Source organism: Alteromonas sp. CyTr2 (genome assembly GCF_947311905.1).
GTDB classification, from domain to species: Bacteria; Pseudomonadota; Gammaproteobacteria; order Enterobacterales; family Alteromonadaceae; genus Alteromonas; species Alteromonas macleodii.
Genome location: NZ_CAMZMZ010000018.1, coordinates 50,312 through 63,535 on the forward strand (window position 1 = coordinate 50,312; position 13,224 = coordinate 63,535).

Below are 13,224 nucleotides of genomic sequence, written 5' to 3' on the forward strand. Positions count from 1 at the left end.
GTTGACGATTATGGCACAACAGGTCTACACTGCAAGTCTAGATATTGGCGAAGATGAAAATAGTCGTTACAGTAACTTCGGTGGTTAATACAGCAAAGTACCTGTTTTTAATAAAGTGCAGTTGTATAACACACCACGTACACGACATTCATTTTCACAACTATCGCTTCAATAATTAAAGGAGAAAGGTATGAGCTGGGAACTGGAAAGCATCGAAGCCTTATTTAAAGAGCATGATGACTTTGTGGTAACACGTGAGGAAAACTGCTTACTTATTGCTAATCAAGACGGCATAGATGCCTGGCTTGCTATCAGCGGAGAGCAGATCTTAGTAGAGAGTCTTTTGTTTGCAGCGTCGGAAGTAAAAGATAAGCCAGCGCTAGATCATGAAATATTGTCTACTCATATGGTGTTCCCTTTGACCACGGTAGGCATTTCAAACATTGGTGGTGAAGAGTACTACACTGCCTTTGGTGCGCTAAGTGCCCAGTCAAAAGCCGAAAGTATCGTTATTGAAGTGGAAACCCTGTTTCAGAATGTTGCATCTTTCTTAGATGCCTACGAAACACACCTTAACTAAAATTTACTTCTAAGGAGAAGCGAATGTCAGTGTGGAAAAAATTAGTAACTGCAGTAAAAGGTGGTGCAACCGAAGCTGCTCAATCTGTCGTCGACAGTCAGGCTATTCGAATTCTGGAACAAGAAATTAGAGAAGCCAAAGAAGAATTGCGTAAGTCAGATCATGCACGTACCCAAATCTTGGCAAAGTGTAAACTTTCTCAGCAAAAAGTGGATAGCTTCAATTCGTCAATTGCGGAATACGAAGCTCACGCGCGCAAGGCCATCGATAGCGACCGCCAACTCGCGCTAGACTGTGCTCAAAAAGTGTCTGAACTTAAAGAAGAACGAGACCAAGAACAAACATATCTTGATCAGTTCCAGCAGTCAGAAAAGCAGCTGGCACAAAATATCCAACAGGCGAAAGCGAATTTACGTCGCTTAGAGCAGCAAGTGGATATGGTAAAAGCCACTGAAAGCGTTCAAAAGGCACAAGTAGCGGTTTCTTCACGCCATATGGGCGCGAATAGCAAAATGAAAACGGCGACAGAGTCACTGTCACGTATTCAAGATAAGCAAAAGATGCGCAATGCTGAGCTACAAGCTGCAGAAGAGTTAGCAAACAATGAATCGAGTAGCGATCTAGAAAAACGCTTAGCCGAAGCGGGCATTAAAGGGGGTAAAACCTCGGCAGATGACGAGCTAGCGCGAATTCTAGGCAAGTAAGTTAGAAAAATGGGAGCTACGCGCTCCCATTTTTAATTCTTGTTACAATAATTTCCTGCGTAAATTACCGTTAAGTAAAGCGCTAACCTAGACAAATCAAGTACTTCAAGGCAGAGTAAGGGCACGCATAACAAGGGCTGTTTCTTTTATGTCTCCATGGATAAAACTGCGAAAAATCATGCTGCAATATTTTGCAGAATCACGCTGGTACACTATTGTCGGTGCCACCGCCTTTTACGCAGTAACAAGCTATTGGCTACTTTACGCTGCAGACGAGCACGATTTAATTACCAACGCCGACTTTGTTTACTGGCTGGCGGTCACCGCCTCTACTGTGGGCTATGGTGATTTATCTCCCGTCACGCCAGCGGGAAAACTGGTTGTAGCGCTTTACGTCATACCGCTTGGTTTGAGTATCTTCGCCATGGTAATTGGTCGGATTGCAGCTTGGGTTTCATTAACGTGGAAGAAAGGATTGTTGGGTATGAACAGCTTGATGCTAGATGAACATATCTTAGTAATTGGGTGGAATGAGCAGCGTACTATGCTGCTGCTTGATTTAATACTTCAAGAACGCGATGCCATGCCAGAGCGCCCCGATATTGTGCTGTGCGTGAAAGCCGATATCACTAATCCCATGCCTGGCGTGATTGAGTTCGTGAAGGTAGATTCGTTTAACAAAGACGAAGATATGGATCGCGCTTGCGTGTCCACCGCCCGAACTATTCTTATCGATAACCCACAAGACGATGTCACCATGACTACCGCGCTGTATTGTACTAAGCGTAACCCTAATGCACATCAGGTGGCTTATTTTGATGATGATAGCCTAGTCAGCTTACTTCAGGATCACTGCCCTAAAGTGGAGTGTACACCCAGCGTGGCAATAGAAATGTTAGTTAAAGCCGCTTTTGATCCTGGTTCTAGTATGCTTCATCACGACTTGCTGAGTATTGAAGAGGGCCAAGCGCAATTTTCAGTAAAAATCCCAGAAAGTAGCCACGCCATTTCTGTTGCTAAGTTATTTATTAATTTGAAACGTAAACACGATGCCATCTTTATTGGTTATGCGCCAAATGGTCTTGTGAAAGAAATGGTGGTAAACCCACCGTTGGACGTTACATTAAACCCGGGAGACACCTTGTTTTATATTGCTGAGCGCCGCATTAATGCAATTAACTGGTCTTCTCTAGACGCTGATTAAGAGGCGTAAACATGTTTAGTAAACTATTTAAAAAATCAGAACCTAAAAAACCTAAGTCGCCAGAAATAATGGGGCTTTATTTAGGTGGCTCTTTCGAGTTAGATAACTTGAAACTTTCGCTATTAGAACCGGAGCTCACTATTGAAGGTGCAGCCCGTTCTCAATTAATTCAAGCGGTAGGTGAAGCGCCCTTAGATACAGGTGGCACTCTGCTTCGCTTTTACACCGACGACGATGGATTTTTACAAGTGGTCACCGACGGCGGCTTGTCTGAGAATCATATTACCGATGTTAAGCTGTGGCACTTTTATGAAACGAAAACCATTGGTAATACTGCTCAGTGGAACGAATGCTTGAAAAACGTTATCAGCCAGCCCACCTATGAGCTTGACGGTAAGGTCTATACCCGCGTGTGGGGGGCAGTGGGCGATGAGTCACCGCCTGTTGCCGTCACTGAAACTACCTATGAAGAAGATGGTGATGTGAGTACTACTGATCAGTTTATGATGCTGTATGAACGCCCAATCAGTAATGACAGAGTTGAAACCCTGCTTGTTGTGGGTGAAGAGAAACAAGTAGGCAATAATTTAGATAGATGTTTGGTGATTTCAACGGGGTTTGATGTTGAACCTGCAGATATCACTATAAACGGTTAATAAAAAGGGAATAACTATGGATACGATCATGCAATCTTTGGCTGGCCTGGATAACTTTGCGCTTTACTTCGGCTTGTCGATTGTTTTTTTGTTTATCTTCAAATTGGTGTACGCCTTGGTCACACCTCACGATGAATGGAAGCTGGTAAAAGAAGAGAAAAACGTTGCCGCTGCCATCGGCTTTGGTGGTGCTATAATCGGTTTTGCTATCGCCCTTGGCAGCGCAGCTTCAAACTCGGTTGCTGTAGTAGATTTTGCTATTTGGGCGCTTGTTGCTGTGATTGCACAATCCCTAGCGTTTGCCATTTTGCGTTTCAGCTTTATGCCGAAAATCGCTGAGCGCATAAACAATAACGAAGTTTCTGCGGGTGTTATGCTTGCCAGCATGTCTATTGCCGTAGGCTTACTCAATGCCGCTTGCATGACCTATTAAGGGGGCAGCGATGACTGATAAACGAAACACTCAGCTTGATGTTGTTGATAGCGTGCAAGGTGAGAAGCCCGCTTTAAAACGCACCAAACATATTGACCTTGGTCGCATGCGCAAAGGTTTTAGCGTGAAGCCTTTAGCATTGGGTGTGGCCAGCGTTATTTTAAGTGGTTGTGGCGGCGAAAAAGAAGACGCCACCATTTACACCTCGCTAGAAGACTGTAAACAGGATTTTCCTGATGCAGTAGAGCGTTGTGAAGCTGCCTACCAGACAGCGGTCGACGAGGCCATGCGCACCAGTCCGCGCTTTAGCTCTGAGTACGACTGCGAACATGAATTTGGCCCTAACCAGTGCCAATATGTGAATAATAGTAGCGGCAGCTTTTTCATGCCGTTCATGGCAGGCTACATGGTGAGCTCTCTGCTATCGCCAAATCGCTATTACTCACAGCCCTTATATACTTCCTATTCATATAATTCACCGTTTCGCTCACGCTGGATAACGGCAGACGGCTATGTGTTCGACGGCGACATTCGCAAAAGAAAATATCGCGTAAACAAAGACGTTTATAAGCCTAAGCCTACCGTGAACCGCACAATGAAACGTGGCGGGTTTGGTAGCAGCGTTCGTGCAAAATCGTCTTGGGGTAGCAGCAGCCGTAAAGGCGGCTGGGGCGGATAACTATGTTTAGAATGCCTTGCCAGCCTCGCAAGGGCTGGCAGCAGTTGGCTAACGAGTTTGGTTTTCATTTCCACACCATGTATGGCGAGCCTTATTGGGATGAAAGTGCCTACTACCAATTCACACTAGCGCAAATTGAAAACGATATTGAAGACCCCACAGCCGAGCTACATCAAATGTGCTTGGCAGTGACCGAAGATGTGGTTAATAGTGAGGAATTACTTACTCGTTTTCGAATCCCAGAGCAACATTGGGACTTAGTAAGAAACAGCTGGCAGGAAAGAGCCCCCAGTTTGTATTCACGCCTTGACCTTGTCTACAGCGGCAAAGGGCCAGCTAAGCTACTAGAAAACAATGCAGATACGCCCACCAGCTTGTATGAATCTGGCTTTTGGCAGTGGCTGTGGCTTTCACAAAATGTGGATGCCGGCAAACTCGCCCTGCACGCTGATCAGTTCAATAGCTTGCAAGAAAAACTAGTTCATCGCTTTCGCGAAATAGCATTGCACTACAACATTAATCAACTGCACATGGCGTGTTGTAAAGATACCGTAGAAGACCGCGGAACAGTGCAGTACCTTCAAGACTGCGCTACAGAGGCCGGGCTTTTAGCTGACTTCGTTTTTATTGAAGACATTGGGTTAGCGGACACGGGCGTTTTTACCGATCTTCAAGACGCGCCAATTACAGACTGCTTCAAGCTTTATCCTTGGGAGTTTATGCTGCGCGAAGAGTTTGGCGATGTGTTAGAAGATGCCCAAGTTAATTGGATAGAGCCCCCATGGAAATCGATAATTTCCAATAAAGCCTTGCTTCCTCAGCTTTGGAAGAAATTTGAAGGCCACCCTAACCTGCTTCCCGCTTATTTTTCAGATGAAATAAAAACAAACACACTATCAGGAAAGTGGATTAAAAAGCCTCTATTTTCAAGGGAAGGCGCGAATGTTTCAATCATTGAAGGTGGAATTGAGAATAGGCTTAGCGATGGTCCTTACGGCGAAGAAGGCTATATTGTTCAAGCATTTGAACCTTTACCCGTTTTTGAAGGTAACCATACACTCATAGGTAGTTGGTTGGTAGATGACATGCCAGCAGGTATTTCAGTAAGAGAAGATGCATCTGCTATTACCCAAGATCTCTCTCGCTACCTTCCTCATATTATTTTGTAATCTACTTTAGGGGCGTTCGATGAAGCCGCTTTCTTTCCAAATTCGCGTTCTACTGACGCTAGGTGCATTGTTAATCGTAATAGAAGTAGCAAACTTACTTACCGGCAATGCACTTAATCAGTTTGGTGTAGTGCCTCGTACACTTTCAACCTTGCCATATATATTCACAGCCCCTTTCCTTCACGGTACACCCACGCATTTGATGGCTAACTTGGTGCCTCTTTTGCTGTTCATGTGGCTTACTATGCAGTGGGGAAAACGCACGTTTCTTATCGCTACGCTGAGCGCACTGCTTATAGGTGGATTGGGCGTGTGGCTGTTCGGTAGAAGCGCTACGCATATTGGCGCGAGCGGCATGGTATATGGCTACTTCGGCTTCCTCGTGCTAGCAGGGTTTAGAAGTAACAAAGTGCGGTATTTGCTTATTTCACTAGTAGTTGCAGCGCTATACGGAGGAATGCTGGTTGGTGTGCTTCCCACATCCAAATTTATTTCCTTTGAATATCATCTGTTTGGCTTTATTGGCGGCTTATTTGCCGCATGGCACTGGGCACGCTAATTAGTTTACGTATAATTAGCCTCAAGATAAGACGTTGTAATTAGATATGTCAGCAGTACAAGAACCTACACAAAAAAACCAAGGCTTTTTCGGCAACCTCGCGTTTAACATTGTTATTCCTGTGGTGCTAATGAGCTATGCAAGTTCGGAAGATTACCTAGGCCCTGCGTGGAGCATTGTGGCGGCACTCAGCTTTCCTATTGGTTATGGCCTATGGGATTTAAAAGAGTCGGGAAAGGTCAACGGCTTTTCCATTTTAGGCATTATCAGCGTACTACTTACCGGCGGGTTTAGCTTACTTAAACTGCCTGCCGAGTATATTGCGATAAAAGAAGCCGCTATCCCAGGCATTATCGGTATTGCTGTACTGGTAACCCAATACTCTAATAAACCCTTGGTCAAAATGCTAATTTTGAATGACCAGATCATAAACTGGCCACACCTAAACCAAGTTCTTGATGCGAAAGGAAAACAGAGCGAGTTTAAAAAGAAAGTCGCGGTTAGCTCTTACATCGTAGCGAGTTCGTTTTTCCTCTCTTCTGCACTAAATTATATCTTGGCAAAAATGATATTGGTCAGTGAGCCGGGCACTACGGCATACACTGAAGAACTTGGCCGAATGACTGCGCTTAGCTACCCAGTTATTGTGATCCCGAGCATGATTTTGCTTATTGCAGCGCTCTGGTATTTGTTTGCTCAAATCAAAAAAATTACTGGCGAAGAACTCGATAACTTTATTAATCAGTAAAAAGATAATCGATAAGGGGCTTAACGCCCCTTTTTGTATTTAACATGCCCTTCCCCACAATTAAGGCTGTTACATATCTATTATTCTAAGCCACCAAAGCAATCCCTTAGACGCATAAGAGTATGAGCCCATCAAATTTCCGCACCGCTTTTAACCAAAAAGCGTGGGTATTACGTATACTCTTAAATATAAAAATACCCCGTTCTATTAGAACATGTAGGCGCTAATTGAAAGCGCGCATAGCACCTCTAGCATTACGCCATAATCGCTGCGAATTGCGTATTGCGTGCATTCTCGCTACTTCGTGTTCACAAGAAAGCGGCTCACAAAAAAAAACGGCAAACTATGCTGACAATAAAAGACTTAAAGAAATCTTTTTCACAGACAGGGGCTCCGCTCATCAACAACCTTAACCTTACTGTAAAGGCAGGTGAATCGGTGAGTATTCAGGGGGCTTCTGGCTGCGGTAAATCTACCTTGCTGTCGCTTATTGCTGGGTTTGAGACGCCCGACGGTGGAGATATTGCGGTAAATGGATTGTCGATTGCCAGCAATAGTAAACTCGATAACACATTTAAAGCGAGGGATATCGACAATTTTCGCAAACAGCATTTAGGTATTGTGTTTCAAAGCTTCAATTTATTCGACTGTTTTAATGCGTGGGACAACATTGCTTTTACTGCAAGGCTAAAAGGTAATGTAAATAACGACTACCAATTAGCGTTAATGGAGCAGCTTGGGATATTACCCCTAGCGCAAAAGCCGCTAAGTCAGTTATCTGGCGGTGAACAGCAGCGCTGTGCCATTGCTAGAGCACTTGTACATCGCCCCTCGCTTATCTTGGCCGACGAACCCACCGGCAATTTAGACGAGACCACCAGCGAAACCGTGTCTGACTTACTCTTTAAAACCTGTAAAGAGGCCAAAACTTCTCTTGTTGTGGTTACTCATAGCCAAGACGTCGCGGTAAAAGCAGACGCCGCTTTGCGACTACACAAAGGGGTATTAGAAAGAGTGAATTGTGAAGGTACAGAGCAAACCTTGTCTTTACCAATAGCAGCAAGCTAATTACAGGTGAAAGACGTTAGTGATATGCGCCTTGTGAAAAACACACCGAAAACATCAAGTAGGAAGATAACGTGCTACGCACTTTATTGTTAACGCTTTCTAGCTTACTAGCAATGGCAAAGCAAAGGCCCTGGGAGCCTCTGCTCATAATGACCGCGATTGTACTGGCCAATGCTGGCTTGGTTACCGTTTTACTGATAAACGAAGGCGCTACACAAGGTGAACTGTTACAGTCAAAGCAAGGGCTTACCTTGAGCAGTATCATCACCCCAGCAGACAGCAGAGCTCGCTTTACACAAAGCGATTATGCCACGCTTCGCAAGCGGGGTTTTACCCAGCTTGTTGCGATAGCTGAAAGAGACGTTACCCTATCGTGCAATGGCAGCGAGCCCACAGCAACAACTCTCACATTACTTGGTGTTGATACTCAGCCTCTTTTAGGAAGTGCATTTAGAACGAGAGGGTTTGAAGCGCCTGCCCAAAACGATAGCGCTCTTTCACTTTCCTATTTATCGCAAAATGCGAAGAAATTTAGTGAAATGGAAAACCAGCAGACGCCAGCGGGACGCGAATTGCGCTCAAATTCTGGGGGCGACTTCGCTGTAAATGGGCTTATTCACCCCTTAACGAACGCAAAACTGGCCTGTCACGACACGCTCAATGAAATCGATAGAAAATCCGCGCCAAGTCCCTATTGGCCTGCAACGGTAAGCGCGTATGTGAGCAGCTTTGCTCCGCAAAATACAATTTTAATCTCTATCGATGAATTTTACAGAGGCGGGGTAACGATTGAGAATGATGAACCTGTTAAGCCTGTTATTCCTGACAATGCTAAACGCGCGCAAGAGAAACAAGCAAAGCAACAGAAAGCTTACGTCCCACTTTCCGGGTTTATTGCACTTTCACCGCTATCACATCAGCATTTAACCCAAATAGAAACCCTACTTGGAATACCTGTAAAGCAAACCACTAGCAATACAAACAATGACACCGGTTCGTTGCCAGATAGTTTTAGACTAAATCTTTGGGCGATGAGTGGACTGATGGGCGTTGTGGCGCTTTTTATAGTACTTAACGCGCTAAACTTGATGTACCGCACGCGGCTACCCAATATCATTCGTTTACGGCAGCTGGGCATATCTCAGCGAATTTTAAGCATTGCCCTATTCACCGAGTTGCTTGTTTACTGCGTAATAAGTATTCCAATTGGCATGTTCATCGGTTTTCAAGCGGCGTCATGGTTGTCACCTGTGATAAACGGTACATTTACGTCGTTGTTTAACGCTGTATTTGTTAACCCAGACGTTAATCTGCTTTTCACCTTCGGCTTCGCTTTAACAACGACCTTTATATCGCTGGTTGTTTTTTCGTTAGTTTCTATAGTTAAGCTTTCAAATGCCCTAAACGTAGCGCCTGTCAAAAAAGAAAACGCGTTAGGCCAATTTGCCGTAGGTCTTATCTCATTATGTGTCCTACTACTGTTATTTATCGCTGAGGGGTTCGTATCTTCTACAGCTTCAGCACTTTTCTTTGTTGCACTGTTACTCCTTACCAGCTGCGCGCTTATTCTTCTTTGGTTACCTATTTTGTCTAAGCTACTGACTAGATTTGTACCAAGACAGTGGCCCGTGTTTCACTACGTCATTGCTAATATGCATTTACTGTCTAGCAAAACCCGTCTCGCCGTTTGTGCATTCTTTATAGCGCTAACCGCAAATATTGGTATGAATACCATGACGGACAGCTTTCGAGACGCCACTGAACAATGGTTAACGCAAAGGCTTTACGCGCCTTTCTATCTGTACACCGACGCGCCACTTAGTCGTATCGAAACGTTATCTACCAAATCGTTACCTCCGCTTGCTTTAACTCCTTTACTTAAGGCAGAGGGAGCTGTTATTGGCTCACATGCTCAAGAAGAGACACATAAAGAGATACGTAAAGCGACACGTGAAGTCAGTAACAGCCCGCCCACTTACGTTTCTATCAGTAGCTACCCCGTTCACCAAAATGGTAAAAAGGCGCTTGTTCTCGATGATGTAATAAACAACGACCTCAACACAGTGTGGCGTGATTTTACAGAAGGGAAAGGGGTATTCATCAATCAGCAATTAGCGTTTGCCCTTAACGCTAAGTTAGGACACGCGCTAGATATAGAAAATATTCGCCTTCGTAAAACTGCGAATTCAAGTTCTCCGGCGGTTAATACATTTAACGAGGAGTATAGCTCGCCACAAGATAAAACTACTGACCCAACACAAGGCTCACAAAGCAGTTCGTCGAACTCAAACGTATTTGCAGCGACGCCTCAATGGAAAGTACTGGGTATTTATCCCGACTACGGTAACCTGAACGGGCAAATATTAGTGCCTCTTCCCTCATTTAATCGAAACGATGTCCTTATCAGGGATCAACTTTTTTCCGGTGTAGTGGCTATTTACCCAGAGCCGCCTATTGAGACTAACGTGATAGGCGACAACAAACAAAGCACCTATGGAAAGGACATCCTCGAACAGCAGCTAAAATCACAGTTAGGGGAACACCGCGAAATTGCCCTTTATACCCGACAAGCGCTTTTAGATACCTCTATGCAGACCTTTGATCGTACCTTTGTATTAACCGACGGCCTTAACATTACCACCCTATTGGTTGCGGGCGTCGCCTTCGCTGTTTCGCTGACGGTACTAACCATAGGCAGCGCAGCGCAGTCATCTGTATTGCGTGCCCTTGGCGTTAGTCAGCTTAAAGTAAAAGCATCCCTGTTTGCGCAATATTTGCTGCTTTGTTTTATCTCAGCCTTGCTCGCCATTCCTTTTGGCGTGTACTTGGCCTATGTCTTTATTCAACAAGTAAACCGGCATGCATTTAACTGGGTGTACCCGCTTTCAATTAATGCAGAGGTTATTCTCTCTAGCGTGGGGTTATCGCTGCTTATCGTTTCACTGGTGCTGTTGTTACCTTTAGGAAAACTTAAGCCGAAAATTGATTTAAGGCAGGAAGTTCAGCTATGACAAACCATTTAAGTAGTGCCAACACCACGTTTTTGCGATTTAAAGCCAACATCTTTTTAGTACTTGTAGCTGTTTGTTTCACGTTGAGTGCATGTACTGAAAACCCAAAAGATGAAAACGAAACTCTGGGAACCTCCACGCCAAAGGGCTTTTTTGGAAACATGCAGTCGAGCGACGCCTTCACGCCAGTAAAGCGGGGCAATACTGTTGAATTACCGCGCGATCACATGAGTCATCCCGATTTTCAGTTAGAGTGGTGGTACCTCACGTTTGTGTTAAGCGCTGAAGACGGGCAAAAATTCGGCCTTCAATATACGCTTTTTCGTTTCAATACTGAGCTAAATGCCCCTCAAAGCGCTAAGGCTAATGCTAAAAAGAGTGCTGAAGGTAGCGCCGAAAGTAGTGCTAGTCATAGCTCTGAAGATAACCTCCATACTAACGCTAATAGCCATATCGCAAAAAACTGGAGCAATGGCCAGCAGTGGATGGGACATGCTTCGCTGCACACCGCTGAACAGCATTATTTCGAAGAACGATTTGCAAGCGGTGGTGTAGGTAATGTCTATGTGAATCAACAACCCTTTACGACAGTTATTGACGATTGGGTTTGGAAAGCGGCACAGGCGGAGGTCCAAACAGGTGCAGAAAGTAAAGCCATGTTCCCTTCCGTATTAACTTTCTCTTTCGGGCAAAGCAGCACGCTTCATCCGCTTAAAACACGTGAAAAAATCCCCGCTACCTCTGCAGACAGTTTATCAGAATTAAATGACGCGCCAAGCGTTAGCGCCGTCAAAATAGCGCTTAACCTAAACACCTCTGGGCCTTTCATCAAACAGGGTGATAACGGCTACAGTAAAAAAACACAAGACGAACGCCTTCGCTCCTACTATTACAGCCAGCCGTTCATTAACGCGGAAGGTACGTTAAACATAGAGGGCAATAGCGTAAAAGTTGCGGGTAAAGGCTGGTTTGATCACGAATGGACGAGCCACCTAGCCAACAGTGAAGCCATGGGATGGGATTGGTTTTCGCTGCATTTAGACGATGGAAGTAAATTGATGGCGTTTCGCATGCACGCCATGAATGAAAACATGAAAAATAGCAAAAGCAAACACAGCGAAATATTCACAACGGCTAGCTATATAGCGGAAAATGGCACGAAAGAAACTATCGACCAAGCCAACGTATCAATTACGCCAACGGCCTATGAAACAATCAACGAGGGAGAGTCAGCTCGCTCTGTTCCCACCGCTTGGCGCATTCAAATACCAGAAAAAGATATCGACCTATCCATTCGCCCGTTCAAGGAAAGCCAATGGAATAACAGCTTATTTCCCTATTATGAAGGGCGAGTGGAAATAAAAGGCTCCCATTCAGGGAGCGGCTTTATGGAATTGACAGGCTACTAAGGCCTGTTGACCTTTGATATACAGCGAAGCGTAATAGCCCCTAATAAATAGACCAATTGATGCGTTCACTTAGCGATGTCAAAGCCGCCACACCTAGCTGAGAATTACCCACGCTATTAAGCGCTGGCGAAAATACGCATATTGAAAAGCGTCCTGGTACAACAGCCACTATCCCTCCACCTACGCCACTTTTACCCGGCAAGCCTACTTTAAAAGCAAAGCTCCCAGCTTCGTCATACATACCACTAGTCGCCAGAAGCGCGTTCACTTGTTTGGTTTGATAAGGCGTTAGCACCTTTTCATTTGCGCAAGTAGAAAAACCTGCGTTAGCAAGAAAGCTCGTTGAGCGCGCCAAGTCCTCACAACTCATTTCTAGCGCACAGTTGTGAAAGTAATTGCGAAGCACATCTTCCACTTCGTTTTCAAAATTTCCGTAGGCTTTCATCAAATATGCCATTGCTGCATTGCGAGAGCGGTGCTCGTATTCAGACTCCGCCACCACCTTATTTACCACGATGTCGCCGTTACAACTTAAACGTCTTACGAAATCTCGCATGGCAATATAAGGGGAAGCAAACCGAGATTGCACCATGTCACTAACCACCAGCGCACCGGCATTAATGAAGGGGTTGCGGGGAATACCGTTTTCATATTCCAACTGTACAAGAGAATTAAACGGCAGGCCGGATGGCTCGCATCCAACTCGCTCCCACATAGTTTCACCGTAGTGATTAATAGCTAAAACAAGATTAAAGACTTTTGAGATACTTTGAATAGAAAAAGGAACGCTCGCATCGCCTATCGACGTTATTTGACCGTTTGTATCGCAAATTGAAATGCCAAATTGCCGTGGATTAACCGTGGCCAACGCAGGGATGTAGTCGGCAACTTTTCCCATGCCCAACATGGGCTCAACTTCATCATAGATATCTTGAAGTAGTGCCAGCATTTCGTTTTTCATAGTTCCCCTTTCCTGCTTACCACAGATAAAAATAAAGCGCCTT

13 protein-coding genes are annotated in these 13,224 nt (G+C 44.9%); 12 read left to right on the forward strand and 1 reads right to left on the reverse strand.

What is annotated here, in order from left to right; genetic code table 11:
* Nucleotides 1–190: 190 nt before the first annotated feature.
* From QME20_RS11220 to QME20_RS11275, 12 genes are all read left to right on the forward strand, one after another.
* Nucleotides 191–580 (forward strand): DUF2170 family protein, encoded by a 390-nt coding sequence (locus QME20_RS11220; RefSeq protein ID WP_014950192.1) that lies wholly within the window; start codon nt 191–193, stop codon nt 578–580.
* Between the two features lie 23 nt (nt 581–603).
* A complete protein-coding gene (locus QME20_RS11225; RefSeq protein ID WP_014950193.1) occupies nt 604–1,284 on the forward strand; it encodes a PspA/IM30 family protein in 681 nt (226 codons plus the stop codon).
* Between the two features lie 148 nt (nt 1,285–1,432).
* Entirely contained in the window at nt 1,433–2,488 is a 1,056-nt protein-coding gene (locus QME20_RS11230; RefSeq protein ID WP_281715943.1) for a potassium channel family protein, read from the forward strand.
* 11 nt (nt 2,489–2,499) lie between these two features.
* Nucleotides 2,500–3,144 (forward strand): YjfK family protein, encoded by a 645-nt coding sequence (locus tag QME20_RS11235; protein ID WP_014979843.1) that lies wholly within the window; start codon nt 2,500–2,502, stop codon nt 3,142–3,144.
* 16 nt (nt 3,145–3,160) lie between these two features.
* Complete coding sequence (locus QME20_RS11240; protein ID WP_014950196.1) at nt 3,161–3,577, forward strand: DUF350 domain-containing protein; 417 nt, start codon at nt 3,161–3,163, stop codon at nt 3,575–3,577.
* Nucleotides 3,578–3,587: 10 nt separating this feature from the next.
* Entirely contained in the window at nt 3,588–4,256 is a 669-nt protein-coding gene (locus tag QME20_RS11245; protein WP_014977050.1) for a DUF1190 family protein, read from the forward strand.
* A gap of 2 nt (nt 4,257–4,258) precedes the next feature.
* Nucleotides 4,259–5,425 carry a glutathionylspermidine synthase family protein gene (locus QME20_RS11250; protein ID WP_156078626.1) on the forward strand — a complete coding sequence of 389 codons (1,167 nt, stop codon included), beginning with the start codon at nt 4,259–4,261 and terminating at the stop codon, nt 5,423–5,425.
* 19 nt (nt 5,426–5,444) lie between these two features.
* Entirely contained in the window at nt 5,445–5,984 is a 540-nt protein-coding gene (locus QME20_RS11255) for a rhomboid family intramembrane serine protease (RefSeq protein ID WP_014950199.1), read from the forward strand.
* Between the two features lie 46 nt (nt 5,985–6,030).
* The gene (locus QME20_RS11260; protein ID WP_014950200.1) at nt 6,031–6,732 is read left to right on the forward strand and encodes a VC0807 family protein; all 702 of its coding nucleotides are present in this window, start codon (nt 6,031–6,033) and stop codon (nt 6,730–6,732) included.
* Between the two features lie 345 nt (nt 6,733–7,077).
* Complete coding sequence (locus QME20_RS11265) at nt 7,078–7,800, forward strand: ABC transporter ATP-binding protein (RefSeq protein WP_281715944.1); 723 nt, start codon at nt 7,078–7,080, stop codon at nt 7,798–7,800.
* Between the two features lie 71 nt (nt 7,801–7,871).
* A complete protein-coding gene (locus QME20_RS11270) occupies nt 7,872–10,811 on the forward strand; it encodes an ABC transporter permease (RefSeq protein WP_281715945.1) in 2,940 nt (979 codons plus the stop codon).
* Nucleotides 10,808–12,220, forward strand: a complete 1,413-nt coding sequence (locus tag QME20_RS11275; protein WP_281715946.1) for a lipocalin-like domain-containing protein — start codon at nt 10,808–10,810, stop codon at nt 12,218–12,220. The genes QME20_RS11270 and QME20_RS11275 overlap by 4 nt, the downstream gene beginning before the upstream one ends.
* Nucleotides 12,221–12,260: 40 nt before the next feature.
* On the opposite strand, the gene glsB is transcribed toward QME20_RS11275, so the two are convergent.
* Entirely contained in the window at nt 12,261–13,169 is a 909-nt protein-coding gene (gene glsB, locus QME20_RS11280; protein WP_014950204.1) for a glutaminase B, read from the reverse strand.
* Between the last annotated feature and the right edge of the window lie 55 nt (nt 13,170–13,224).